Origin of the sequence: Fibrella arboris (assembly GCF_041321095.1) — a bacterium.
Classification (GTDB): domain Bacteria; phylum Bacteroidota; class Bacteroidia; order Cytophagales; family Spirosomataceae; genus Fibrella; species Fibrella arboris.
Window position 1 is genome coordinate 320,507 of record NZ_JBGGWE010000003.1, and the last position, 22,556, is coordinate 343,062.

Consider the following 22,556-nt stretch of genomic DNA (forward strand, 5'->3'; position numbering starts at 1 on the left):
AGGGTATAATGAACAGTGATCATTGTTAATTGATCACTGTTCATATCTATGGCATCATCTACAATCTATACGCCGAAGCAACAGCGTATCCTACTCATTGCCAGCCTACTGGTACTGGGGGGCTTCATCATCGCCGGTTTGCGTGGGTACGTGTCTGCTTTCTTCGGCGCAGGCATTCTATACGTTATTTTCCGTCCGCTTTTCTACGGATTAGTTCACCGCAAAAAGTGGAACCGGAACCTTGTTACGGCGGGTATTATTCTGTTTTCGCTGTTCGTGATCGTTTTGCCTTTCCTGGTGTTGAGCTTTCTGCTCATCGACCGCATTCAGTACTATTCGCAACATACCGATCAAATCCTGGGCCTGATCAAGCAGGCTGAAAACCTGACCGGTTTCAAGATTACCAGCCAGCAGAATATTCAGAAGATGCTGCAACAGGGCGGTACATTCGCCTCGCGTCAGTTGCCGTCGCTGGCGGGTGGCGCGCTCGACTTTCTGGTTATCATTGGCCTGATGTTCTTCACGCTGTTCTACATGTTCACGGAAGAGGAATCGTTTCTGGAAGGCCTACGCAAGCACCTTCCTTTTAAGCGCGATACGCTGAAAGAACTGGGCGAGCAACTTCGCAACAATGTGAATGCCAATGTATTAGGCCAGGGCATTGTTTCGCTGGTACAGGGCATATTAACGGGGCTCACGCTGCTGATTTTCGGCGTTCCTGACGCTGCTTTCTGGGGAACGGTCGCCTTTTTCCTGGCTTTTATTCCGGTTCTAGGTACACCACTTGTCTGGTTGCCAGCCGGTCTGATCCAGCTCTCGCAGGGAAATACAACGCAGGGCGTCGGTATTCTGCTGGTTGGGGTCATTGTGATCACCAACATCGATAACCTGCTTCGGATCATGCTGGCCAAGCGCATGGGCGATGTACACCCGCTGGTTACCCTGGCCGGTATAGTCATTGGCGTCCCTATTTTCGGCATATTAGGGCTGGTGATCGGGCCAACGATCCTGTCATTCTTTATTGTGCTCATGCACGTCTTCGCTAAAGAGAACAAAGAATCCCGCGCTGAAGCTGCTCAGGACGAAGCCACTGTCACCGAACAGGCGCAGGCAAAGGCAGAGAAGCAGGTAAGGTAGTTTGATCTGCCAAGCGCTCTGTTATCTGGCAGTAGCCTCTTAGAACCGATTCCCGAAACATCTTTTTATTCGTATTTTGTGAAATAATTCAACAAAATAAAGTCGTTCATGGAGCGTATCGTTGATTATTTCGCGCATATCCCTTCAGCTCACCGTAGCCTGATCCTGGTCGGCGGCATTGCTTTCTTTTGGTTACTGGAAAGTATCGTTCCGTTCGTGCGGTTTGATTACCATAAGCCCCGGCATGCCGGTATCAACCTCTTTTTTACGCTGACCACCGTCATCGTCAATTTTGCCCTTGCCTTCATCCTGGTCAAAACCAGTGATTGGGCGGTGGTGAGTCATGTCGGCCTGTTTCAGTGGGTGTCGATGCCCAGCTGGGCACAGGCCGTTGTAGGGCTCTTGCTGCTTGACCTCATGGGTGCGTGGCTTGCCCACTGGACAGAGCATCAGGTGACGTGGATGTGGCAATTTCATTCTGTTCACCATTCTGATCAGTACGTCGACACCACTACCGCCAACCGTCACCATCCTGGTGAGAGCGTTATTCGGTTTCTGTTCACCACACTGGCGGTGGTTGTGGTTGGTGCCCCCATGTGGCTGGTCTTCATGTATCAGGCCTTTTCCGTGCTGCTGTCGCAGTTCAATCATGCCAACATCGAGCTGCCGCGCTGGGCCGATCGGGCAGTGGGCTGGCTTATCGTGACGCCAAACATGCATCATGTTCATCATCATTATGTACTTCCCTACTCGAATACCAACTACGGTAATATTTTTTCAGTCTGGGATCGGCTCTTCAGTACGTATGCACGGCGGGCGGGTAAAGACATCATGTACGGGTTGGATACGCATCCCGATGCGCACGAGCACAGCCACATCGGCGGCATCCTGAAAGTACCTTTCAAGCCATACCGGCCACCAGTAGGTGAAAAAAATAGTAAACTGACAGAGGTTTAACGTTTTGGGATTGATGCTGCATTGATGCAGGTACGTTGCCACTCCGGGTACGTTCTCCGAAGCAGCCCTGCTGCCAATTGTAAACAGAAACTCATACACGCACATGACCTCTCGTCGTACTGTCCTGCAAACCCTGTCATTGGCTTCGGCCTCTACCTTAGTTTCTCCGCACACGCTGCTGGCGGCTACTTCACCCAAGAAAGACAAACTGGGTATAGCCCTGGTAGGTCTCGGTTATTACAGCACCGATCTGCTGGCCCCCGCGCTTCAGCAGACCAAAAACTGCTATCTGGCAGGTATCGTAACGGGCACACCGGCCAAGGCAGAAGCCTGGAAAAAGAAATACAACATTCCCGACAAGAATATCTATTCCTACCAGACGTTCGACCAGATTGCCAACAACCCCGACATTGATGTTATCTACGTGGTACTGCCCCCATCCATGCACGAAGAATACGTGATCCGGGCTGCCAAGGCGGGCAAACACGTCTGGGTTGAAAAACCGATGGCTGTCACGGCGAAAGAGTGCCAGAACATGATCGACGCCTGCAAGAAGAACAAGCAGTCATTATCGGTCGGTTACCGCCTGCATCACGACCCCAACACGCAGGCCTACGTCAACTACCTCCGCGAGGGCAACATCGGCAAAATCAGCATGGTAAATTGCTCGGCGGCTTATTACGACGCACGCACCGATCACTGGAAGCAGAAGAAAGAGATGGGTGGCGGTGTGATGTACGATATGGGGGTTTACGTTATTCAGGGTGCCCGCCTGGCCACTGGCGAAGAACCTATTGCCGTTACAGCCCAACAGTATACAACGCGCCCCGACGTATATAAGAATGGCCTCGACGAAACCAGTATGGTGCAATTGGAATTTCCAAGCGGGGCACGGGCAGCGTTGCAGACGAGTTATGGCATGAACATGAATTACCTGCATGTAACCGGTCAGAAGGGCGAACTGGAAATAGAACCTTACTCGGGCTATAACGGCGTGAAAGGAACCGGCAGTAAGGGGTTCAAAACAGATGTGGCGTATCAGGTGCCTTTCCAGCAGGCCACTCAGATGGATAACGACGCGAAGTCGATCATGTCAAAATCGGCGGTACTGGTACCAGGCGAAGAAGGACTGGCCGACATCCGTATCGTTGAAGCGATCTATAAGGCCGCCAAAGACAGTAGGCGGGTAACGCTTTAATAGTTTCAGGTTTCAGGTGTCAAGTGCGCTGCTGATCAGGCGTTTGGCCGGTTAGCAGCACACTTGACACCTGAAACCTGAAACCTGAAACTATTTTTTAGCCTATCTTCGCCATGAAATCGCTCTTTTCATGACACCAGCCTACTTTTCCAGCCTCGATACCGACGACCAGTTGAACGCCCTGTATTTTGAAGCAAACATTCTGGCCAACCGGTATGAAGACGATTTTATTTATCTGCTCTACAGCCTTGACTCGTTCTACGTTGAGGTTCGCCACGACGCTTACACGAACAGAGTGAAGCAGATTTCGGCGTTTAAGTCGACCGACAAGCTGGAGCCCTATCTTCCTTACCTAACGGAGGTCACGAATTGACCAGCAGGCTATGCTGTCACTAGTCGTGAAAAGGCACTGAATGACCACTTAATGGCCCCTCGCAGGTACATTACTGCGTAATTGTTCCTTCCACATCGAAGGTGTGCTTGTCCAGCAAATTAAGGTGTTGGAAGCCCTGCAGTTGATAATGCGTTACCCCCCAAACACCGCCTGGTAGCCATCCGCTTTCCAGATAAATCTTTCTTTCTGCCGTGTAAAGCGGATTTTCAGTTGCCAGAATCGCATCGATCCGGCTTGGCTTACGGCTCGTTGGATCCACTCTGACGACCAGGGAGCGAACGGTCAGATTCTTCTCCGACGGTTTGAGCGTATACCGGTACGTGAATGGATCAGGCCGGGCAATGGTATAGCTGCTCCGAAGGGCTGGTTTATTGATGTCAGCCTGGGAAAACAGCTCGAGTTCGCGGCTCCAGTTGATGGTCCGCGTGCTTCGCTGCTCGGTCTTCTCTCCCATCTTCAATCGCTTGGTGACTGTTGGCTTCTGTTTGGCGAGAATGTCAATCTGACTTTTAATGTACCCGGCCACATCAAAATAAACAGGCTTTTCGGGTCGCTTCGCCGTATCGGTCGAGCAGGCAGTAACAAACAGAGTGGCTAACAGCAGGAACGCAACTTTCATAGACAAAAAACCGCCCGCAACCTGGTGTCAGGCTGCGGGCGCGTTTTAAAACGTGGTACAGGGTAAACAGTAGTCAGGTACGTTGCGTTCAGCAGACGGCAAAGCCCGCACAGACACAGTTGCCTGACGATCGCTCTTACGCCAACAGGCTATGACCAGTCATTTCGGCGGGTTTGTCAATGCCCATCAACGCAAGAATTGTCGGGGCAATGTCGCCAAGTTTACCATCTTTCAGCGCGGGTTGATACTCGTTATCGACTAGAATACAGGGTACCAGGCTTGTAGTATGCGCCGTGTTGGGCGTACCATCATCGTTGACCATGTAATCGGCGTTACCGTGGTCGGCAATGATGATCGAGGTGTAGCCATGCGCCAGTCCGGTCATTACCACATCGCGGGTGGTGGCGTCAACGGTTTCGGCGGCTTTTACCACGGCCTCGAATACCCCCGTGTGACCAACCATGTCGGTATTGGCGAAGTTGAGGCAGACAAAATCGACGTCGCCTTTTTCCAGTTCAGGCAGGATGGCGTCGCGAATACCAAAGGCCGACATTTCGGGTTTCTGGTCATACGTCTTCACCGGAATCGTCATCGTTTCGCCCTGTTCATTGGTAATCGTCATCTCTTTCGGTGAAGGCACCAGCAGGCGCGATTCACCAACGAATGGCTCTTCCCTACCCCCCGAAAAGAAGAACGTTACGTGCGGATATTTCTCGGTTTCGGCAATACGGATCTGTTTTCGGTTGGCCTCGGCCACTACCTCACCCAGTGTTTTGGCCAGGTTATCTTTCTCGAAAATAGCCTTCACCCCGGCAAACTCACTATCGTAGTTTGTCATGGTAATGTAGTTAAGGTCGAGCTTATGCATGTTCTGTTCCGGAAAGTCGCGTTGCGTCAGCGCAAGCGTGATTTCCCGTCCACGGTCGGTGCGGAAGTTGAAGCAGATGACCACGTCTCCGTTCTCAATCTGAGCCACAGGTGTATGGTCGGCATTTTCCATCACGATCGGGTTGATGAACTCATCGGACGTACCGGCTTCGTATGAATCGCGAATCGCCTGGAATACGCCGTCGCCCTGCGCCCGGTCACCAACGGCGTTCACCATAGCGTCGTAGGCTACTTTCACGCGTTCCCAGCGATTATCGCGGTCCATGGCATAGAAGCGCCCCACTACGCTGGCCAACTGGCCAGTGGTTTTGGCCATGTGCTCACAAACATCCGTCAGAAAGCCCAGCCCACTCTTCGGATCAGTATCGCGCCCGTCGGTGAAGGCATGCACAAATACATCTGTCAGCCCCTGTTCATGCGCAATGGTCAGCAGGCCTTTCAGATGCGTGATGTGCGCATGAACACCCCCATCGGATACCAACCCTATCAGGTGAATTTTCTTTCCGTTTGCCTTGGCATATGTCAGCGCGTCGGCGAGTACCGGCTCTTTCCTGAGCGTATCGTGTTCAACGGCCAGATTGATCTTCACCAGATCCTGGTAGACGATCCGACCTGCACCGAGGTTCATATGCCCTACTTCAGAGTTTCCCATCTGCCCGTCGGGTAAGCCGACAGGCAGGCCAGAGGCTTCGAGTGTGCTATGGGTATAGCGGTTCCAGGCGTCATTAACGAATGGGGTATTTGCCGCCGCCAGTGCCGACCGGTCGTTCTGGGTGGTCATGCCCCAGCCGTCCATGATGATGAGAATGACTTTTTTGTTCATAAAGAGTGGAAGAGTGGAAGAGTGAAAGACGAAGGAGCGAAAGTTGCTTATGCTGTGGATCATTCACGTGTAAGCAGCTCTCTCATTCACCCTTTCGCTCTTTCACTCACTAAAGGTTATGCCGTTTTTGCAGGTACGTTAACAGTTCTTCACAACAGCGGTAAACAATCTGATACACGTCTTCGAAGACTTCGGGCCCTTCGTAATAAGGGTCTGGTACGCTGGGTTGGTCGTTCACCGCCGGGTCAAACTCACGCAGCAGAAACACAGTGTCGTCGTGAGTCAATCCTACCGAACGCTGGCTGAGCTTTATGACAGAATCGAAGTTGGCTTCGTCCATCGTGATAATGTATGTGAACCGGGCCAGATCCTCACCGGTCATTCGGCGGGCGCGGTGCGTGAGCGTCAGGTTGTGTGTCAGGGAATTTTGCCGGGTACGCTGATCAGGCAATTGTCCGATATGGTACGACGACGTACCTGCGGAATCGCATTCGATCTGCCCGGAAAGACCCGCCTTGTCGACCAGTTGCCGAAAGACCCCTTCTGCCACCGGCGATCGGCAAATGTTTCCTAAACAGACAAAGAGAAGGGAAATCATACAATCAGTTTACTGTTTTCTGTTTACCGTTTTCTGTTGCGCTGCCAGCAAATCGATTTGTTCATCAGCAGAGCAATGGCAAACGGTATACAGTAAACGGCAAACTACTTTTCAATCGGTTCGCCATTTTCGTCAACGAGTACATAGACGTCTTCGTTGCGCTTTTTCATCAGGTACTTCTCGCGGGCGTACTTGACACGCAGCTGCTGGCTCCCCAACACCTGTCTGCGTTCGGCCCGAACCAGCTCAATCTGGTCCTGGAAATATGCTTTCTCGCCTTCTAACTCCTTTACTTTCCACCAGTTACGAAACTGTGAACGCAGGTCGTTAGCGTCGAAAAAAAGCATCCAGAACAAAAATCCCACACCCGTCAGAATGTAGAAACGATAGCGGCTGTTGAGGATGCGGTTCATACACAAAGGGGTCTTCTGTCTTCAGTCTTCTGTTGCTTCGCCCATACAGAACGTGCTTGAGCGAAGCAACAGAAGACTGAAGACAGAGGACTTAAAATTTAAGCCCAGGGAAGTAGGCCATTTCGCCCAGTTCTTCCTCAATACGGAGCAGTTGGTTATACTTCGCCATCCGGTCTGACCGTGACGCTGATCCCGTTTTGATCTGGCCGGTATTCAAGGCTACAGCCAGGTCAGCGATGGTTGAATCTTCGGTTTCGCCCGACCGGTGCGACATGATGTTCTTGTAGCTGTTCCGTTTCGCCAGATTTACCGTATCGATCGTTTCTGTCAGCGAACCGATCTGGTTAACTTTCACCAGAATGGCGTTGGCAATGCCTTTGTCGATACCTTCCTGCAGCCGGGTTACGTTCGTCACGAACAGATCGTCACCCACGAGTTGCGTCTTCTTGCCAACCAGTTCGGTCTGCAGTTTCCAGCCGTCCCAATCATCTTCCGACATACCGTCTTCGATTGACATGATCGGGTATTTCGATACCCAATCGGCCCAGTACTGCGCCATTTGGGGCGACGTCAGCTTATCGCCGGTCGATTTTTTGAAGTGGTATTCTCCAGTTTCGGCGTTGTAGAACTCAGACGCGGCCGCATCCATCGCAATCCATACGTCTTCACCCGGCCGGTAGCCCGCCTTTTCAATGGCCTCGATCACGATCTGAATGGCCTCTTCGTTGGATCCGATATTGGGCGCAAATCCCCCTTCGTCACCCACGTTGGTGCTCATGCCTTTGCCTTTCAGGACTTTCTTCAGCGTGTGGAAGATCTCGGTACCCATCCGCAGCGCTTCAGCGAAGGTTGGCGCGTTGGCCGGCATCACCATGAACTCCTGGAAGTCGATTGAGTTGTCGGCGTGTGAACCTCCGTTCAGGATGTTCATCATGGGCACAGGCAGCGTGTTGGCGTTCACCCCGCCGATGTAGCGATATAGGGGCATACCGCAGTCGATGGCGGCGGCTTTGGCGGCGGCCATTGATACACCTAAGATAGCGTTGGCACCCAGACGGCCTTTGTTTGGCGTACCATCCAAATCAAGCATAATCTTGTCGATCATACCCTGCTCGAACACCGAAATGCCTACCAGCTCCGGGTAGATCAGTTCATTAACGTTTGAAACGGCTTTCAGTACACCTTTACCAACGTATACGCTGTTATCATCGTCGCGCAGTTCAACGGCTTCGTGCGTGCCCGTCGAGGCACCCGATGGCACAGCAGCGCGGCCCAGGGCACCGGTTTCGGTACGTACGTCGACCTCAACGGTCGGGTTGCCGCGCGAGTCAAGAATCTGGCGGGCATGGATGCTTTGAATGGTACTCATTGTGCTTTACAAACAAAAATTTGGATTAATTACCTAACAACAACTGAAAGAAAGCCGAACGCCCTTTTTCACACCACAAATAAACGGAAAAGCCGGGGAATGAAGAGGATTGTCATCCGGCGTTTCGAGTTGCCAGGTCAGGTACGTTAAGTGGAGGCATCAGTTTCCGAGAGATACTTGTTAAATTCAGCTGTAATTTTGATAACTAATTACACGGTTTGCTATATGATTACCAACTTGTCTGAACTCGATCCAAACCAGACATATACGTATGCTGATTACCTCAAATGGCAGTTTGAGCAAAGCGTTGAATTAATTAAAGGGAAGTTATACAATATGTCTCCTGCGCCGCGGCCAGGCCATCAGCGTGTGTCCATGCGGATTACCGGCGAATTGTATAACTATTTCCGGGAACGTACCTGTGAAGTTTTCCCTGCACCTTTTGATGTGCGGCTTCCCAATCCTGATTATGAACCGGGCTTCAACAACAAAGTTCATACAGTTGTCCAACCCGACATTTGCGTTATTTGTGACCCCGCCAAAATCGATGAATTTGGTTGCGTTGGTTCACCCGACTGGATCATCGAAATCACGTCGCCGTCGACACACAAGAAAGATTTTAATGAAAAATTTGATCTCTACGAGTCAGCAGGCGTACATGAATATTGGATTGCTGTTCCGAAAAGCGCTGAAATTTACGCCTACACGTTGGTGGCTAACCACTATGAGGAAACAGCCGTCTACGAAAAAGGCAGCCACCCTACCTCGTCCATCTTTCCTGACGTATCACTTGACCTGGACTGGCTGTTTGGGTAGGCCTTTTGTTCAGCGCAACCGATCTTCAGCCCATCGCAACGGATTAGTCCGTATGTACGCATCGATCTGATTATACGCGGCTTCTGTTCGGATAATATGCTCGTAATAGTTCCGTTGCCAGAGCCGCCGGTCAAATGCTGGATAACGACCTTCCTTCACATCTTTGATGTAATAGTTCGTGGTGCTCGCTTTAAACCAGCCAACTACATCCGCCACGCTGGGTACGCTGTCAATCGCCGGATCGTTCACATGTAGGGGCGTGCCCTCGCCGAATCGGTCGTGCCCGCCCGCTTTCGGGCCGTTAGGCCCGCTAGTATCAAGTACATCATCTGCACCGGTAGCAGCAACGGTATTCATATTCTCAACACCAGTTTTTTCGTCGGCTGATTCGCGGCCCTGTCGGTCCGAAAGCGGGCGACCACGATGGGTCGCCCCTACATATCCACCATTTGGTTGAAATCCTACCAATGTGAGGATGAAATGGATGTGGTTGGGCATGACTACGTAGGAATCAACTAACGTACCTGGAAATTTGGCGGGGATGGCCTCGATACGTTCAGAGATCATCTGACCAGCATCGTTCAGGTGCATTACCCCGTCGGTAATATGGCCGAAACGATGTTCTTTATGCTCAACGCAGACAGTGATGAAGTATGCCCCTTCCAACGCATAGTCGAAACCATCTAGGCGAATAGAACGCCGGTTGACAACCTCTCCCATTAGCTAATCCGGCTCCAGTCGGATTGGGTGCGGCCAATAGCGTCGATGTGGTTGCGGATGGCGGCGTGTTCGGGGAGAATCAGGTTGGGGTCCGTTTCCAGAATAATCTGGGCCGATTCGCGGGCGGCGGTCAGCACGGGGCCGTCTTTGGCCAGATCGGCCAGGCGCAGGTCGAGTAGGCCCGATTGCTGGGTGCCGGCCAGATCGCCGGGGCCGCGCAGTTGCAGGTCAACGTCGGCAATCTCGAACCCGTTATTGGTACGCACCATTGTTTCCAGGCGGGTTTTGGTATCGGCGCTGAGTTTATAACCCGTCATCAGCACGCAATACGATTGATCGCTGCCACGCCCCACCCGACCACGAAGCTGGTGCAGCTGCGACAGGCCGAACCGTTCGGCACTCTCAATGACCATGACGCTGGCATTGGGTACGTTCACCCCCACTTCGATCACCGTCGTAGCCACCAGAATCTGCACCTCACCATTCGCAAAACGGGTCATTTCATAGTCTTTGCTATACGAATCCATCTTACCGTGCAAAATACCGACCTGGTATTTGGGCTGCGGAAATGCCCGCTGAATGCTCTCGTGCCCGTCCGTTAAATCCTTGTAGTCCAGCGTTTCCGACTCTTCGATCAGTGGGTAGACCACGTACACCTGCCGCCCCAGTTCAATCTGCTGGCGCATGAAGCCAAACACTTCGGCCCGGTGCTTATCGGTCTTATGCACCGTTTTGATCGGCTTCCGGCCAGCGGGCATCTCATCGATGATCGAAATGTCGAGGTTGCCGTACAGCGTCATCGCCAGCGTTCGCGGGATAGGCGTGGCCGTCATGACCAGAATATGGGGCGGCACAACCGGGTTTTTCGCCCACATTTTGGCCCGCTGTGCCACGCCAAAGCGGTGCTGCTCGTCAATGATGCACAGGCCCAGGTTGCGGAACTGCACCACGTCTTCGAGCAGCGCGTGGGTACCCACCAGAATGTGCATCCGTCCGGTTTGCAGTTCATCGTGCAACACCCGGCGGCGTTTGGTGCGGGTACTTCCGGTCAGGATGCCGAGGTTCAGGCCCATCGCGTCGGCGAAGGGTTTCAGGCCGTTGTAGTGCTGGTCGGCCAGGATTTCGGTGGGGGCCATGAGGCAGGCCTGCGCCCCGTTGTCGATCGCCAGCAACATCGTAATGAACGCCACAATGGTTTTGCCGCTGCCTACATCGCCCTGCAACAGCCGGTTCATCTGCCGCCCCGTCAGGCAGTCTTTATGAATCTCGCGCAGGACACGCTGCTGCGCGCCCGTGAGCGGGAAAGGCAACAGGGTTTTATAGAAATGCGATAAAAGGCTGGTTTTCTGGAAGATCTGACCCGGATGTTCTTCCTTTTGGATCAGCTTATTCGAGATGAGCCGAAGCTGATTATAAAACAGTTCCTCGAATTTTAGCCGCCGTTCGGCCTGTCGCAGCCAGGCAGGGCTTTGGGGCAGGTGAATGTTCCAGACGGCTTCGCGTTTGCCCACCAGCCGAAACTTTTCGATCAGACTGTTGGGTAACGTTTCGTGAATGTGCGGCCAGGCCAGTTCCAGCAACGACCGCATCGCTTTGGCCATCACCTTGTTATCGATGAATCGTTTACGAAGCTTATCCGTCAGGTTATAAACCGGTGAGAGTGTGGCTTCGGGTTCCACATCCGGCCGTACCGGGTCGAGTTCGGGATGTACGATGCTGTATTTGCCCTGAAACTCCTGCGGCTTACCGAACGCAATGTATTCGCCATCGCGACGAAGCGATTTCTCGAGCCACGAGATTCCCTGAAACCAGACCAGGTCCATGGTGCCGGTGCCATCGGTAAAATGCCCGACGAGCCGTTTCTTAGGGCCTTCGCCTTCGGTATGCCAGTCGCGCAGGCGACCACGTACCTGGGCTGAGGGAATCGACTCCATCAACTCGCTGACGGTATAAAAGCGCGTACGGTCTTCGTACCGGAAGGGGTAGTACTGAATCAGATCGGCCGCCGTGAACAGGTGCAGTTCTTTATTCAGCAACTCGGCCCGCTGGGGGCCAAGTCCTTTCAGGTATTCCAGTCGGGTATCAAAGAAGGTGGTACGTTCGGTCATGCGGGCAATGGGTAACTAGGTAGTAAAAATAACAGTTTACCGCTTGATGTTTGCGGTTTCGTGTTCGTAGTTTGTAGTGGATCAACCATCAACCAAACAGCCATGACTCCTCTCGACACCGTACTTGCCGGTCTGATGCGCCGGTATACCGAGCGTGTTCCCGACGTCAAGAATATCCTGTACGCGCTTCAACAGCAGGGAGTCATCAGTAGCCCGGAAGACATCGAGAACGATCATATCGCTTTCCGCACACTGGGCGTTCCCCATCTCGGCATGGCGTCGTTTGAAAAGATCTTTCTGCACTACGGCTACGAAAAACGGGAACCCTACTTTTTTGCCGAAAAGAAACTGGACGCCTACTGGTATGCCCCACCCACTGACCGCGCTGCCGACAACCTGCCCCGCATTTTTGTGAGCGAATTGCGCGTTGGCGATCTGTCGGAAGAAGCTCAGCGAATCATTCATACCTACACCGACACGATCACGAGCGATCCGGTTGATGCCCTGGACCTCAACGACGGAGAAGCCGTTGATGCGTTTCTGCACCAGCCCCTTTGGAAAACCCCAACCCTGGCCGACTACAAAGCGTTACTGGCCGAAAGCGAGTATGCCGCCTGGGTTATTTACAACCGATATTACCTCAACCACTTCACCATCAGCGTCCATAACCTGCCGGAAGGGTATAACACCATCGACGAATTCATCTCGTTTCTGGAACAGCGTCGTTTCAAACTCAATTCAGCGGGGGGCATCATCAAGGTGAGTCCCGACGGCGGGTTACGGCAGGCGTCGACGGTAGCACAGATGGTCGATGCGAAGTTTGCGGGTGGCGAGACGTTCCGCATTGCAGGCTCCTACGTTGAGTTTGCCGAGCGTCGCGTACTGCCCGAGTTCGCTGATCTGCCCGCCGACCAGCTCACCCGTCAGCACCGCCGCGACGGTTTTGAAGCGGCCAACGCCGACAAAATCTTCGAGAGCACGTTTACAAAGCAGACGGGGTTATAAGGCAAGAAAACTCTAGTTTTTGTCAATCATTATGACAACGCTCCAAAAAATAATGACTGAGTTTAAGCAGTTGATGGTACAGATATACGGAGATCAACTGAAACAGGTGTTGCTCTACGGTTCCTACGCCCGAGGAGAAAATACCAGTGATTCCGACATAGACCTGGCGGTTATTCTCAAAACAGACCGTTTGGAACGTTGGCGGGAAGTGGAGCGAATTGCGCCGGTAGTTGTAGACCTGTCATCAAAATATGATTGCCCACTTTCGCCTATTGTGTTAGAAGAAGATCGACTGAACACCTCACAGAACCTGTTTATTCGTAACGTCCGGCAAGAGGGTATTTCACTATGAAAGAAGACATTAGTCGTTTAATGGCTCGTGCTTATGACTGTTTGGAAGACGCTCGTTTAATCTATAAATCCGGGCGGTTCACCAGCGAGCCAAACCGAAGCTATTATGCCATTTTCGATGCGGTTAATGCCCTGTTGAGATTGCATGATCTCTACGCAAATTCACATAGGGGAGCAAAAAACAGGTTTAGTGAGCTTTTTATCAAGACCAATCTACTGCCTCGTGAAGCTATTATCTGGTTGGAAAGTTGTCTGGAGCTCCGCCAGTCAGGTGATTATGATTTTGATTATGAGGTAAGTGAGGCAGATGCTGCGAAATGCATTAACTATGCCAGTGAATTTATCCTCTTCACCGATGCTTATTTACGCACTCAACAACTAAAAACTGATGACACTCTTTAGATCAGCCAGCACTCTATTTATTCTTTGCAGTATTTTCATTGGGCAAACGGCCTTTGCCCAATCGAAGAAGCCAGCCGGTACTACGTCGGCGCAGCGCCAGACGGTAGCTGCTGCTCAGCCTGGCGCTGCGATCTACAAGCAATATTGTCTTACCTGCCATCAGGTGGACGGGGGCGGCGTGCCCAACATGAATCCGCCGCTGCGGGGGACAGATTGGGTCAATGGTGATAAAGCCAGGCTCATCGGCGTACTACTGAAAGGCCTGAAAGATGCCGACGTAGAAGGCGAACCCTATGACAACGTGATGCCCGCCCATGATTTTCTGACCGACCAGCAGATCGCCGACGTGCTGACCTATATCCGCAATAATTTCGGCAATAAGGCAACGGCTATATCGGCAGAGGAAGTGAAGCAGCAGCGCGGCAAATAGATCAGGTCGTGGGGGTTACCAGTCGGTAGAGTCCCGTTCAACGTGACGTGGAAATGGCTACTTTTAAGCACAAAACCTAAACCAAGTCCGATGAAACGTTTACCTGTTCTTCTCACCACGTTGCTAACAACCAGCGCCCTGGCTCAGCCTGCACCACCCGCGCCGGTAGGCCTGGAACTGTACAGTTTCAGAGACCAGTTCAAAACCGACGTACCTGGCACGATGGCCAGGGTGAAGCAGATGGGATTCCGCGAGGTTGAGGTAGCCGGCACCTATGGTCTCACGCCCGTTGCATTTCGGCAGGAACTCGACAAAAACGGCCTTAAAGCCATTAGTCTCGGGGCAGATTTCAACGATCTGGAGATGGATATACCCAAGGTGATTGCCGAAGCGAAGGCCCTGGGTGTCAGGTACGTTGTCTGCGCCTGGATTCCACATACAGCCGATCTCTTTACGATTGGCGACGCTGACCGGGCCATCGATGTCTTCAACACGGCCGGGCGATTACTGGCCGACGCCAAGCTCACGTTTTGTTACCATACGCATGGGTACGAGTTTCAGAAAAACCCCAACGGCACCCATTATTTCGACTATTTGGTCGACAACCTGAACCCGAAATACGTCAACTTCGAGATGGACGTGTTCTGGGTGAAATCGCCCGGCCAGGACCCGGTGAAACTGCTGCAGCAGTACCCAAAACGCTTTTTACTGGCGCACCTGAAAGACCGCAAACCCGGCACACCCGATACGATGACCGGCCACGCCGACGTAGAATCGAACGTAGTGCTCGGAGACGGTGATATTGGCATTGCGGCGTTTATGCACGCGGCTAAAAAAGCGGGGGTCAAGCACTTTTTCATTGAAGATGAATCGTCCCGGTCGATGGAACAGCTGCCTAAAAGCCTGGCCTATCTGCGGGGGCTGCAATAAATCGAACACTCAACCCTTACAGGTTTTTGATAAGGTTCAACCAGCCGTTCACTACGGCTTTTTCTGTCTCTATGATCTGCACAGTTAACCGTCGCTTTACCTACGCAGGTACAGCTCGCCCTGCCCTGGCGGGGTTGTTCGTTGGTCTGCTAGCCACCTCACTTGGCCTGGCGCAGGCACCTTCGGCCACGTTGAACCCCGACACGGTGAAAGCCGGGCCATTCGATATGGGGAAGATGTGGACGTTCGACACCCCTCCTACCGACTATTTCAAGAAGACCTACAACTTCACCCCCGATGCCAAGTGGTTCGACGAAGTCAGGCTGGCGTCGTTGCGATTTGCTGATTATTGTTCAGCCTCGTTTGTGTCGGCCAACGGCCTGGTCATGACCAATCACCATTGCGCCCGCGAGTCGGGAACGGGTGTAGCCCGCCAAGGCGAAGACCTCAACAGTACGGGTTTCTTCGCAAAGACAGCTGCCGAGGAACGAAAAGTAGCCGGGTTGTTTGTGGATCAGCTGGTGAAGATCGACGATATTTCGAAACGGGTGCAGGATGCCGTTACGGCAGCAGGCCGTGATGAACAGGCACAGGTGCAGGCCCGCGAGAAAGCGTTTGCCAACCTGAAAGACGAGTACGGCGGCAAAGCTGACTGGAAAGGGCTGGAGCTACAAACCATCACCTTTTACGACGGTGGCCGGTATGCGCTTTACGGTTTCAAACGATTTACAGACGTCCGGCTGGTGTTTATGCCCGAGTTAAACCTGGGCTTTTTCGGCGGTGATCCCGACAATTTCACGTACCCACGCTATGCCCTCGACTGTTCGTTCTTCCGGGTGTACGATAACGGTAAGCCGCTGAAGACAACCCACTTCTTCAAGTTCAACCCAAACGGCATTCGCGATGGGGAACCCACCTTTGTAACGGGTAATCCGGGCAGCACTGAGCGGTTGAAAACAGTGGCTGAACTGGAGTATGACCGTGACCTTCAATTTCCACAGACGCTCACGCTGCTGCGTAGCCGCTCAAACGCCTTGCAGGCTTACAACGCCACCGCCAAAAGCGACAGCGTATTGAACGAGATCTTCAACCTGGAAAACAGCTACAAAGCCAGCAGTGGTCAGCTTGCCGGGCTGCGCGATCCATATCTACTGGCACGAAAAGCTGCTTTTGAACGAAAGTTCAAAGCTGACGCGCAACAGAAAGGCATTTCGCTGAAGACGTGGGATGATATCGCCACGAACGTAGCTGCCCTTCGCAACGCTTTCAACGATTACACGTACCTGGCCCCAAACCCAATTTCGCTGGGCGAAACCATGACATTTGCCATGACACTCGGTTTCATCAACGGGGCCGTTACCGCTAATCCAGCGGTCTGGGAGCAGGCGAAAGGCGTGTTCGACGAGATTCCGCACCCCAAAAGCCGGGCGCTGGAAGAGGCTTTTCTGGCGGCTCATTTCAGTGAAGCACAGGCTGCCTTTGGGAATGACGACCCCTACGTAAAAGCAGCACTGACTGGCCCTGACGGCCAGGTACGTTCCCCACGCGAAGCGGCCGTAGCCCTGCTGGCTGCCACAAAACTGACCAACCGTGGGTTTGTCTCGATGCTGCTGGATGGCGGAGCGTCGGCTCTGGCCACCAACAACGATCCGCTGTTGGCCCTGGGCCGATTGGGGGGCAAGCGCTTTCTGGCTGTCAACACAACGGTACGCGACCTGACCACCCGGCAGCAGGTGTTGCGGAGTCAATTGGGCCGGGCGCTATACGATACCTATGGCACGGCCATTCCGCCCGACGCTACGTTCTCATTGCGCATTAACGATGGCGTGGTGAAAGGCTATCCGTACAATGGAACCCAGGCGCCAATCATCACCACATTTGCTGGCTTATATGATCGGAGTTATTCATTTGGGAACAAAGACCCCTGGAAACTTCCTGCCCGCTGGGCTAATCCACCCGCCGACTTGCTAAAGCAACCCATGTGCTTTATCTCGACCAACGACATTATCGGTGGTAATTCGGGTAGTCCAATTATCAATAAAAACAGGGAAGCAATAGGCCTGGCATTTGATGGCAACATGGAAAGCCTGCCCGGCTCGTTCATCTTCGTTCCCGACGCCAACCGAACCGTTTCCGTACACACGGGCGGCATCATCGCCGCTATGCGGTACATCTACAAAGCCGACCGGCTTGTGCAGGAATTAACCGGAAAATAGTTTACAGTTTGCTGTTTACCGTCTTCTGTTGCGTTGCTAACAACAGAAGACGGTAAACAGCAAACTGTAATGTTATTTTTTCCCCACTGCTTTCGGGCCGAATTCCAGTTCCTGGGCCTTGTCGAAGAGGGTTAACGCTTTGACGTAGGTGTTATCGGCCGTGTTCATCACCCGGTAAAACTCGTTGTTCTGGCCGCCTTTGTTTGCCTTCTGGTACACGTACCGGGCAATGAGCGCCTTGGTCTGGGTACGTATGTAATTTTTAGACCGGGCATAGTCAGCGGCGTTGAATTTTACGCCCTCCGCAATAGCCGCTTTATTCATGCCATTTAGCTGGTCTTCCGACAGGTTTACCGACTTGTCGAATTCAGCAAAAGGCATTTTTTCCAGGCGGGCGCGGTTGTCGTTGGCGTATGAAAGCGCAAACTCACGGATGATATTTTTGGCGTATAACTGCCCGAGATAAGCCGTTTGCCAGCTCGAATCGCGCGGAACGAAATAATCGGGCGTGATGCCACCGCCGCCGTAGACCGTACGCCCTTTATCCGTCTTGAACACGTTCTTGGGGTCGTTCCTGATGCTGTCGGCAATGTAGTACTCGCCCCGTTTTGAGCGAAGTTCAAGCTCTTTCTCGTAATCGCCCTCCTGCCCGGGTACGTATGGTTTCTGAATGCTACGGCCTGTAGGCGTATAATAGCGCGAAATGGTCAGGCGAAGTTCTGAGCCGTCTGTTAATTGAACAGGCATCTGTACCAGCCCCTTGCCGAACGAACGGCGACCCACAATATAGCCCCGATCATGGTCCTGCAAGGCACCCGCCAGGATCTCCGACGCCGACGCGCTGCCTTCATCGACCAGCACGATCAGGGCACCATCTTCAAACTGTCCGTTCAGCTTGGCGTAATATTTCCGGTCATAGCGATCGTCTTTTCCGTCGGTATACACCAGTAATTTATTCCCGTCGATGAACTCATCGGCCATATTGGTGGCGCGGTCGAGGTAGCCGCCGGGGTTGTTGCGCAGGTCGAGTACCAGTTGCTTCATGCCCTGCTGCTTCAAACCGGCCAGCGCATTTCTAAATTCTTCGTAGGCTGAATCAGAGAAGCGATTCACTTTCAGGTAACCCGTTTGCCCATCCACCATGTAGGCCGCATCTACGGCGTAGGTGGGAATCCGGTCGCGGGTGACGGTCACGACGCGGGGCTTCTGGCCTTTCGACAGCACTGTTAAACGTACTTCGGTTCCACGTTTACCACGCATGGCTTTGTATACCGCGCTGTTATCGACTCCTTTTGCGGTGAGCGATGTATCGTCGACTTTTAGAATCTTGTCGCCGCTCCGAATACCTGCTGTTTCAGAAGGGCCACCAGCCAGTGGGGTGACGACATAAACGGTGTCGGCAAAGATGTTGAACTCAACGCCGATCCCATCGAATCCCCCTTCGAGCTGGGCGCGGGCGGCTACGGCGTCGGTCGGGTTGAGGTAGGCGGTATGAGGGTCCAGTTTCTCCAGCATTTTCGTGATCGAAAAATCAACCAGGTCGTCGGTATTCACCGAGTCGACGTAGTTATTTTCGATCAGCTGGAGGATTTCCCTGTATTTCGTGTAGCCACGACCAATTGAGTTCAGGCCTTTGGTTCCACCAAAAAAAGAAGCGCCTATCAGCACCCCGCCGGCCAGGGTGATACCCAGCAACATGGGCAACCGAATGATGCTTCGGTCATTCGTAATTCGTTCGGGCGACGGAGTAGATTCGTTGGTTGCCATAGGGGTGTTCATCAGCTTGTTGCGTACAGAGGCGTAACACTAATATACTTCATTAATGTTTTGCGCAATGCAGATAAACTGAGCGAAAATCAGTGGTTGTTGGCAAAGTGACTAAATATGTTCAAAGGCTGTCAACGCGCCCGGGTTTCGCATGGTATCGGGGCTGACAACGCGGTCGGCCTGCTGACCCATGAGGATCTTTTTTACCGGTGTTTCCATTTTCTTGCCGCTGATCGTATACGGCACCTCGGCAATCTGATAGATGGTATCAGGTACGTGCCGGGGGCTGTATTGGCTTTTCAGCGCCTGCTTTATTTGCTGCTTCAAGTCATCCGTTAGGGCATGGCCCTCGCGCAAGACCACAAACAGCGGCATACGGTATGAGCCGTCGGGCAGTTCGATCCCCACAACCAGGCTGTCGGCCACTTCGGGCAGGCTCTCCACCGCCGAATAGATCTCGGCGGTGCCAATGCGTACCCCATCCCGGTTGAGGGTTGCATCAGACCGGCCGTAAATGATCACGCTCCCCCGATCAGTGATCTTGATCCAGTCGCCATGCCGCCAGATATCGGGATCGTTCTCAAAGTAGCTGTTCTGGTAGCGCTCGTTGTTGGGGTCGTTCCAGAAGTAAATGGGCATCGACGGCATCGGTTCCAGAATCATCATCTCGCCCAGCGCCTCGCGTACGGGTTCGCCGTCTTCATCACAGGCTTCGACCTTACAGCCCAGCAGACGGCACTGTATTTCACCCGGCACCACTGGGGCCAATGGATTGCCCCCCACAAACCCGCTACAGACGTCGGTACCACCGCTGAACGAAATAAGCCAGACATCCGGGCGAACCGATTCATAGATCCAGCGGAAGCCTTCGGGCGGTAAGGGCGAACCGGTTGAACCGATCGTTCGCAGCGACCGCAGACCAGTTGCTTTGCCCGGCATAAGCCCAGCCCGCATACAGGCCAGAAAATAAGCGGCTCCGCCACCAAAATGAGTGATCTGGGCCTGTTCGATCAGCTGCCAGAGCCGGTTCAGGTCAGGATAAGCCGGTGAACCTTCGTAGAGGACCAGCGTGGCCCCCACCAACAACGAGGCGACCGAGAAGTTCCACATCATCCAGCCGGTGGTCGAGTACCAGAAATACCGTTCACCCGCCCGCACATCCTGATGGAGCGCCAATGTTTTCAGATGCTCCAGTAAACAGCCACCCACGCTGTGCGTAATAGCTTTTGGTTTACCGGTTGTGCCTGACGAGAACAGCACCCACATGGGATGGTTGAAGGGCAGGGGTTCAAAAGTCAGGTCGGTAAACGGTGTTTGAAGGACGTCATCCCAAGGCACAACGCCAGCTGGTGTTGGGGAGTCGGGGTTTAGGAAAGGTACCCACACGATCTGTTTCAACGTAGGTAAACCCTGCTGCAACGTACCCAGCTCGCCAGTCTTGTCAATGGGTTTGCCGGTATAGGTGTAGCCATCGGCCATCAGCAGCACTTTCGGTTCAATCTGCCGAAAACGGTCGAGCAAGCTGGCAGTTCCGAAATCGGGCGAGCAACTCGACCACACCGCACCCAGCGACTGGGCAGCCAGAAAGCCAACAACGGCTTCAGGTATGTTGGGCAAAAGTGCCACAACCCGGTCGCCAACGCCAACCCCCTGTATACGCAAAAACTGCGCCAGTGCCGCTACCTGATACGAAAGCTCAGACCAGGAAACACTTTGTAAACGATTTTTTTCTGATGCAAACAGCAGAGCCGGCTGCTGGCTGTTGGCATTTCTGAAAATATGCTCGGCATAATTGACCGTAGCCCCGGTAAACCAGCGCGTGCCAATCATGCCATGACGTGGCCGCTCAAGCACGGCCTGATAAGGCGTATGAAACTGCACGTCAAAATAAGCGGCAATAGCTTCCCAGAAATCGTCGAGATTGGTGACAGACCAACTCCAGAGATCGTCGTAGTGACGCAGATACAGGCCATGCTTAACAAACAGGTAATCGATGAAATGTTTCAGTCGAGACTGTTGCTGAAGACGGGCACTGGGTGTCCAGATGGGCCTATTGGGCGAGTCGGTGGGTTGACGCATGGGTAAAAACGGAACGGGCTTCGGCGTTCCTTAGAAGGTAACGCCGAAGCCCGTTCCGTTCGCGTATAGCTTATATTATTTGGTCTCTTTCGCGTCTTCCGTCAGGAGTCCTTTCCGCCGGAGCAGCAAGTCCATGAACCGCTGGTCGCTCTCGCTGGTAAAGATTGAAAAAGGCAGGTACAGAAACTGCGCCCGCCCCATCTGACTGGCCAGGTATTTCATAAAGAAGTTCATAGAAGGCGTGTTGGCACCGTCGAGACCGTTGCCCAGCTGCAGCACATAGGCATTCTTGTCTTTCACGGCTGCCTTGATCATATCCCATTTCAGCATCCCACCTTCTTTGGCGTTCAGCTTCATCATGATATGGCGACTGTCGATCTCGTAGATGTACTTCTCGAACATCGGCTTAAATTGTTCTGACTGGGAAACGCCCGTAAACTGCACGGCCCAGAACAGCACATAAATGATGGTCAGGAGAATAACAACGATGTAAATCCAGTAGTTGGGATACACACCTGTCAGGTTCAGGATGGCATTCAGAAGAATAAGAGCCAGCGGTACACCGCTCCAGAGCCAATTGTCACGTACCCACTGCCGAATGGCTAAATTGATGTACGTCTTTTGATCTAACGCGTATTTCTTGGTTTTAATGGTCATTGCGAACTTCCAGAAAGAAAGTGCAAAGATAGGAGGACTAAGCGGGAAAAAAGTGTGCGTCCTGAATCTGGAAAGCCCGGCAAAGTACTAATTCACAACTTTCCAGACTTAGGATTCAGTACTTTTTACTCATTCACCTGAATAGAATGAATCCGGTACTGGCCAGGCGTCGCTTGCCGCATCAGTACGTTCACCCGAAATGACCGTGAGCCCGACCAGTATGTACCCGTGGCGTAGCGCAGATGCGGCGTGCTTCCCTGATCGCCCGTCTTGAAACGCATGGGCGGATATTTCCTAAAAAAAGAGCGCATGATTACCTCTGCCTGACTGGCTCGGACCGACGGAAAATCAACGCCCACCGGGTCGATTCGTAACTCCAGATCAGTGTCAAAATAAGTAGCCAGCTGGTGTGCTTCGCCTGTCTGCATCGATACGCCAATGGCCTGCGTAGGGTCTTGGGTATTGGTGAAACAGGACAGCGTGGCCCAAAGGATTCCAATAAGCAAACCAATTGATTTTGCTTTCAAAAACATGATAATACGATTCATTGAACTGAGGTTGTGTCTGGATGGGTATGAACACATTGGCGAAAACTGTGCCAAATAGATCGTACTAAACGTTGATAATTTCCGCAATTTTGCAGCGCTATTTTCTGCCTGGTTTGGCCGGGTCTTTGCTA

The 22,556-nt window shown here is 52.8% G+C and carries 22 protein-coding genes; 11 read left to right on the plus strand and 11 right to left on the minus strand.

The annotated features are described in order from the left end of the window. Window positions 1–48: 48 nt before the first annotated feature. The 4 genes from ACAW75_RS06415 to ACAW75_RS06430 all read left to right on the plus strand — a co-directional run bounded on the left by ACAW75_RS06415 (window position 49) and on the right by ACAW75_RS06430 (window position 3,665). Window positions 49–1,137 carry an AI-2E family transporter gene (locus tag ACAW75_RS06415; protein WP_370727858.1) on the plus strand — a complete coding sequence of 363 codons (1,089 nt, stop codon included), beginning with the start codon at window positions 49–51 and terminating at the stop codon, window positions 1,135–1,137. 108 nt (window positions 1,138–1,245) lie between these two features. Beyond that, the gene (locus ACAW75_RS06420; protein ID WP_370727859.1) at window positions 1,246–2,094 is read left to right on the plus strand and encodes a sterol desaturase family protein; all 849 of its coding nucleotides are present in this window, start codon (window positions 1,246–1,248) and stop codon (window positions 2,092–2,094) included. Between the two features lie 103 nt (window positions 2,095–2,197). After that, window positions 2,198–3,292: a Gfo/Idh/MocA family protein gene (locus tag ACAW75_RS06425; protein WP_370727860.1), complete on the plus strand. Its 1,095-nt coding sequence runs from the start codon at window positions 2,198–2,200 to the stop codon at window positions 3,290–3,292. A 130-nt stretch (window positions 3,293–3,422) separates the two neighbouring features. After that, the gene (locus tag ACAW75_RS06430) at window positions 3,423–3,665 is read left to right on the plus strand and encodes a hypothetical protein (protein WP_370727861.1); all 243 of its coding nucleotides are present in this window, start codon (window positions 3,423–3,425) and stop codon (window positions 3,663–3,665) included. Window positions 3,666–3,735: 70 nt separating this feature from the next. On the opposite strand, the gene ACAW75_RS06435 is transcribed toward ACAW75_RS06430, so the two are convergent. From ACAW75_RS06435 to eno, 5 genes are all read right to left on the minus strand, one after another. Then, a complete protein-coding gene (locus ACAW75_RS06435; protein WP_370727862.1) occupies window positions 3,736–4,305 on the minus strand; it encodes a hypothetical protein in 570 nt (189 codons plus the stop codon). Between the two features lie 136 nt (window positions 4,306–4,441). Then, window positions 4,442–6,016 carry a 2,3-bisphosphoglycerate-independent phosphoglycerate mutase gene (gene gpmI / locus ACAW75_RS06440; protein ID WP_370727863.1) on the minus strand — a complete coding sequence of 525 codons (1,575 nt, stop codon included), beginning with the start codon at window positions 6,014–6,016 and terminating at the stop codon, window positions 4,442–4,444. Between the two features lie 109 nt (window positions 6,017–6,125). Continuing rightward, window positions 6,126–6,614 carry a low molecular weight protein-tyrosine-phosphatase gene (locus tag ACAW75_RS06445; protein WP_370727864.1) on the minus strand — a complete coding sequence of 163 codons (489 nt, stop codon included), beginning with the start codon at window positions 6,612–6,614 and terminating at the stop codon, window positions 6,126–6,128. A 104-nt stretch (window positions 6,615–6,718) separates the two neighbouring features. Further along, window positions 6,719–7,027, minus strand: a complete 309-nt coding sequence (locus ACAW75_RS06450) for a septum formation initiator family protein (RefSeq protein WP_370727865.1) — start codon at window positions 7,025–7,027, stop codon at window positions 6,719–6,721. A 91-nt stretch (window positions 7,028–7,118) separates the two neighbouring features. Next, a complete protein-coding gene (gene eno / locus ACAW75_RS06455) occupies window positions 7,119–8,396 on the minus strand; it encodes a phosphopyruvate hydratase (RefSeq protein ID WP_370727866.1) in 1,278 nt (425 codons plus the stop codon). A 225-nt stretch (window positions 8,397–8,621) separates the two neighbouring features. Here eno and ACAW75_RS06460 point away from each other — a divergent pair, with 225 nt between their 5' ends. Next, entirely contained in the window at window positions 8,622–9,212 is a 591-nt protein-coding gene (locus ACAW75_RS06460) for a Uma2 family endonuclease (protein ID WP_370727867.1), read from the plus strand. A gap of 9 nt (window positions 9,213–9,221) precedes the next feature. On the opposite strand, the gene ACAW75_RS06465 is transcribed toward ACAW75_RS06460, so the two are convergent. Together ACAW75_RS06465 and recG are read right to left on the minus strand one after the other, a co-directional pair. Beyond that, window positions 9,222–9,932 carry a transposase gene (locus tag ACAW75_RS06465; protein ID WP_370727868.1) on the minus strand — a complete coding sequence of 237 codons (711 nt, stop codon included), beginning with the start codon at window positions 9,930–9,932 and terminating at the stop codon, window positions 9,222–9,224. Continuing rightward, a complete protein-coding gene (gene recG / locus ACAW75_RS06470) occupies window positions 9,932–12,040 on the minus strand; it encodes an ATP-dependent DNA helicase RecG (protein ID WP_370727869.1) in 2,109 nt (702 codons plus the stop codon). Before recG ends, ACAW75_RS06465 begins: the two co-directional genes overlap by 1 nt. Window positions 12,041–12,142: 102 nt before the next feature. Between recG and ACAW75_RS06475 the strand changes: the two genes are divergently transcribed. The 6 genes from ACAW75_RS06475 (at window position 12,143) to ACAW75_RS06500 (ending at window position 17,374) form a co-directional block, all read left to right on the plus strand. Then, complete coding sequence (locus ACAW75_RS06475) at window positions 12,143–13,045, plus strand: DUF1338 domain-containing protein (RefSeq protein WP_370727870.1); 903 nt, start codon at window positions 12,143–12,145, stop codon at window positions 13,043–13,045. Between the two features lie 31 nt (window positions 13,046–13,076). Beyond that, on the plus strand, window positions 13,077–13,397 hold the full coding sequence (locus tag ACAW75_RS06480) for a nucleotidyltransferase domain-containing protein (RefSeq protein ID WP_370727871.1): 321 nt from the start codon (window positions 13,077–13,079) through the stop codon (window positions 13,395–13,397). Further along, window positions 13,394–13,798: a HEPN domain-containing protein gene (locus ACAW75_RS06485; RefSeq protein WP_370727872.1), complete on the plus strand. Its 405-nt coding sequence runs from the start codon at window positions 13,394–13,396 to the stop codon at window positions 13,796–13,798. The genes ACAW75_RS06480 and ACAW75_RS06485 overlap by 4 nt, the downstream gene beginning before the upstream one ends. Then, complete coding sequence (locus tag ACAW75_RS06490) at window positions 13,785–14,228, plus strand: c-type cytochrome (protein WP_370727873.1); 444 nt, start codon at window positions 13,785–13,787, stop codon at window positions 14,226–14,228. The genes ACAW75_RS06485 and ACAW75_RS06490 overlap by 14 nt, the downstream gene beginning before the upstream one ends. 90 nt (window positions 14,229–14,318) lie before the next feature. Next, complete coding sequence (locus ACAW75_RS06495) at window positions 14,319–15,158, plus strand: sugar phosphate isomerase/epimerase family protein (RefSeq protein ID WP_370727874.1); 840 nt, start codon at window positions 14,319–14,321, stop codon at window positions 15,156–15,158. A 71-nt stretch (window positions 15,159–15,229) separates the two neighbouring features. Further along, window positions 15,230–17,374: a S46 family peptidase gene (locus ACAW75_RS06500; RefSeq protein WP_370727875.1), complete on the plus strand. Its 2,145-nt coding sequence runs from the start codon at window positions 15,230–15,232 to the stop codon at window positions 17,372–17,374. A gap of 72 nt (window positions 17,375–17,446) precedes the next feature. On the opposite strand, the gene ACAW75_RS06505 is transcribed toward ACAW75_RS06500, so the two are convergent. The 4 genes from ACAW75_RS06505 to ACAW75_RS06520 form a co-directional block, all read right to left on the minus strand. Then, complete coding sequence (locus tag ACAW75_RS06505; RefSeq protein WP_370728093.1) at window positions 17,447–19,141, minus strand: S41 family peptidase; 1,695 nt, start codon at window positions 19,139–19,141, stop codon at window positions 17,447–17,449. Between the two features lie 111 nt (window positions 19,142–19,252). After that, window positions 19,253–21,220, minus strand: a complete 1,968-nt coding sequence (locus ACAW75_RS06510) for an acetoacetate--CoA ligase (RefSeq protein WP_370727876.1) — start codon at window positions 21,218–21,220, stop codon at window positions 19,253–19,255. Between the two features lie 75 nt (window positions 21,221–21,295). After that, entirely contained in the window at window positions 21,296–21,877 is a 582-nt protein-coding gene (locus ACAW75_RS06515; RefSeq protein WP_370727877.1) for a YcxB family protein, read from the minus strand. Window positions 21,878–22,002: 125 nt separating this feature from the next. Further along, a complete protein-coding gene (locus tag ACAW75_RS06520; RefSeq protein WP_370727878.1) occupies window positions 22,003–22,425 on the minus strand; it encodes a DUF4783 domain-containing protein in 423 nt (140 codons plus the stop codon). Between the last annotated feature and the right edge of the window lie 131 nt (window positions 22,426–22,556).

Bases quoted from the DNA above. Each gene is read 5' to 3' on its own strand.
- ACAW75_RS06415 (WP_370727858.1), top strand. From the start codon at position 49: ATGGCATCATCTACAATCTATACGCCGAAGCAACAGCGTATCCTACTC.
- ACAW75_RS06420 (WP_370727859.1), top strand. From the start codon at position 1,246: ATGGAGCGTATCGTTGATTATTTCGCGCATATCCCTTCAGCTCACCGT.
- ACAW75_RS06425 (WP_370727860.1), top strand. From the start codon at position 2,198: ATGACCTCTCGTCGTACTGTCCTGCAAACCCTGTCATTGGCTTCGGCC.
- ACAW75_RS06430 (WP_370727861.1), top strand. From the start codon at position 3,423: ATGACACCAGCCTACTTTTCCAGCCTCGATACCGACGACCAGTTGAAC.
- ACAW75_RS06435 (WP_370727862.1), bottom strand. From the start codon at position 4,305: ATGAAAGTTGCGTTCCTGCTGTTAGCCACTCTGTTTGTTACTGCCTGC.
- gpmI (WP_370727863.1), bottom strand. From the start codon at position 6,016: ATGAACAAAAAAGTCATTCTCATCATCATGGACGGCTGGGGCATGACC.
- ACAW75_RS06445 (WP_370727864.1), bottom strand. From the start codon at position 6,614: ATGATTTCCCTTCTCTTTGTCTGTTTAGGAAACATTTGCCGATCGCCG.
- ACAW75_RS06450 (WP_370727865.1), bottom strand. From the start codon at position 7,027: ATGAACCGCATCCTCAACAGCCGCTATCGTTTCTACATTCTGACGGGT.
- eno (WP_370727866.1), bottom strand. From the start codon at position 8,396: ATGAGTACCATTCAAAGCATCCATGCCCGCCAGATTCTTGACTCGCGC.
- ACAW75_RS06460 (WP_370727867.1), top strand. From the start codon at position 8,622: ATGATTACCAACTTGTCTGAACTCGATCCAAACCAGACATATACGTAT.
- ACAW75_RS06465 (WP_370727868.1), bottom strand. From the start codon at position 9,932: ATGGGAGAGGTTGTCAACCGGCGTTCTATTCGCCTAGATGGTTTCGAC.
- recG (WP_370727869.1), bottom strand. From the start codon at position 12,040: ATGACCGAACGTACCACCTTCTTTGATACCCGACTGGAATACCTGAAA.
- ACAW75_RS06475 (WP_370727870.1), top strand. From the start codon at position 12,143: ATGACTCCTCTCGACACCGTACTTGCCGGTCTGATGCGCCGGTATACC.
- ACAW75_RS06480 (WP_370727871.1), top strand. From the start codon at position 13,077: ATGACAACGCTCCAAAAAATAATGACTGAGTTTAAGCAGTTGATGGTA.
- ACAW75_RS06485 (WP_370727872.1), top strand. From the start codon at position 13,394: ATGAAAGAAGACATTAGTCGTTTAATGGCTCGTGCTTATGACTGTTTG.
- ACAW75_RS06490 (WP_370727873.1), top strand. From the start codon at position 13,785: ATGACACTCTTTAGATCAGCCAGCACTCTATTTATTCTTTGCAGTATT.
- ACAW75_RS06495 (WP_370727874.1), top strand. From the start codon at position 14,319: ATGAAACGTTTACCTGTTCTTCTCACCACGTTGCTAACAACCAGCGCC.
- ACAW75_RS06500 (WP_370727875.1), top strand. From the start codon at position 15,230: ATGATCTGCACAGTTAACCGTCGCTTTACCTACGCAGGTACAGCTCGC.
- ACAW75_RS06505 (WP_370728093.1), bottom strand. From the start codon at position 19,141: ATGGCAACCAACGAATCTACTCCGTCGCCCGAACGAATTACGAATGAC.
- ACAW75_RS06510 (WP_370727876.1), bottom strand. From the start codon at position 21,220: ATGCGTCAACCCACCGACTCGCCCAATAGGCCCATCTGGACACCCAGT.
- ACAW75_RS06515 (WP_370727877.1), bottom strand. From the start codon at position 21,877: ATGACCATTAAAACCAAGAAATACGCGTTAGATCAAAAGACGTACATC.
- ACAW75_RS06520 (WP_370727878.1), bottom strand. From the start codon at position 22,425: ATGAATCGTATTATCATGTTTTTGAAAGCAAAATCAATTGGTTTGCTT.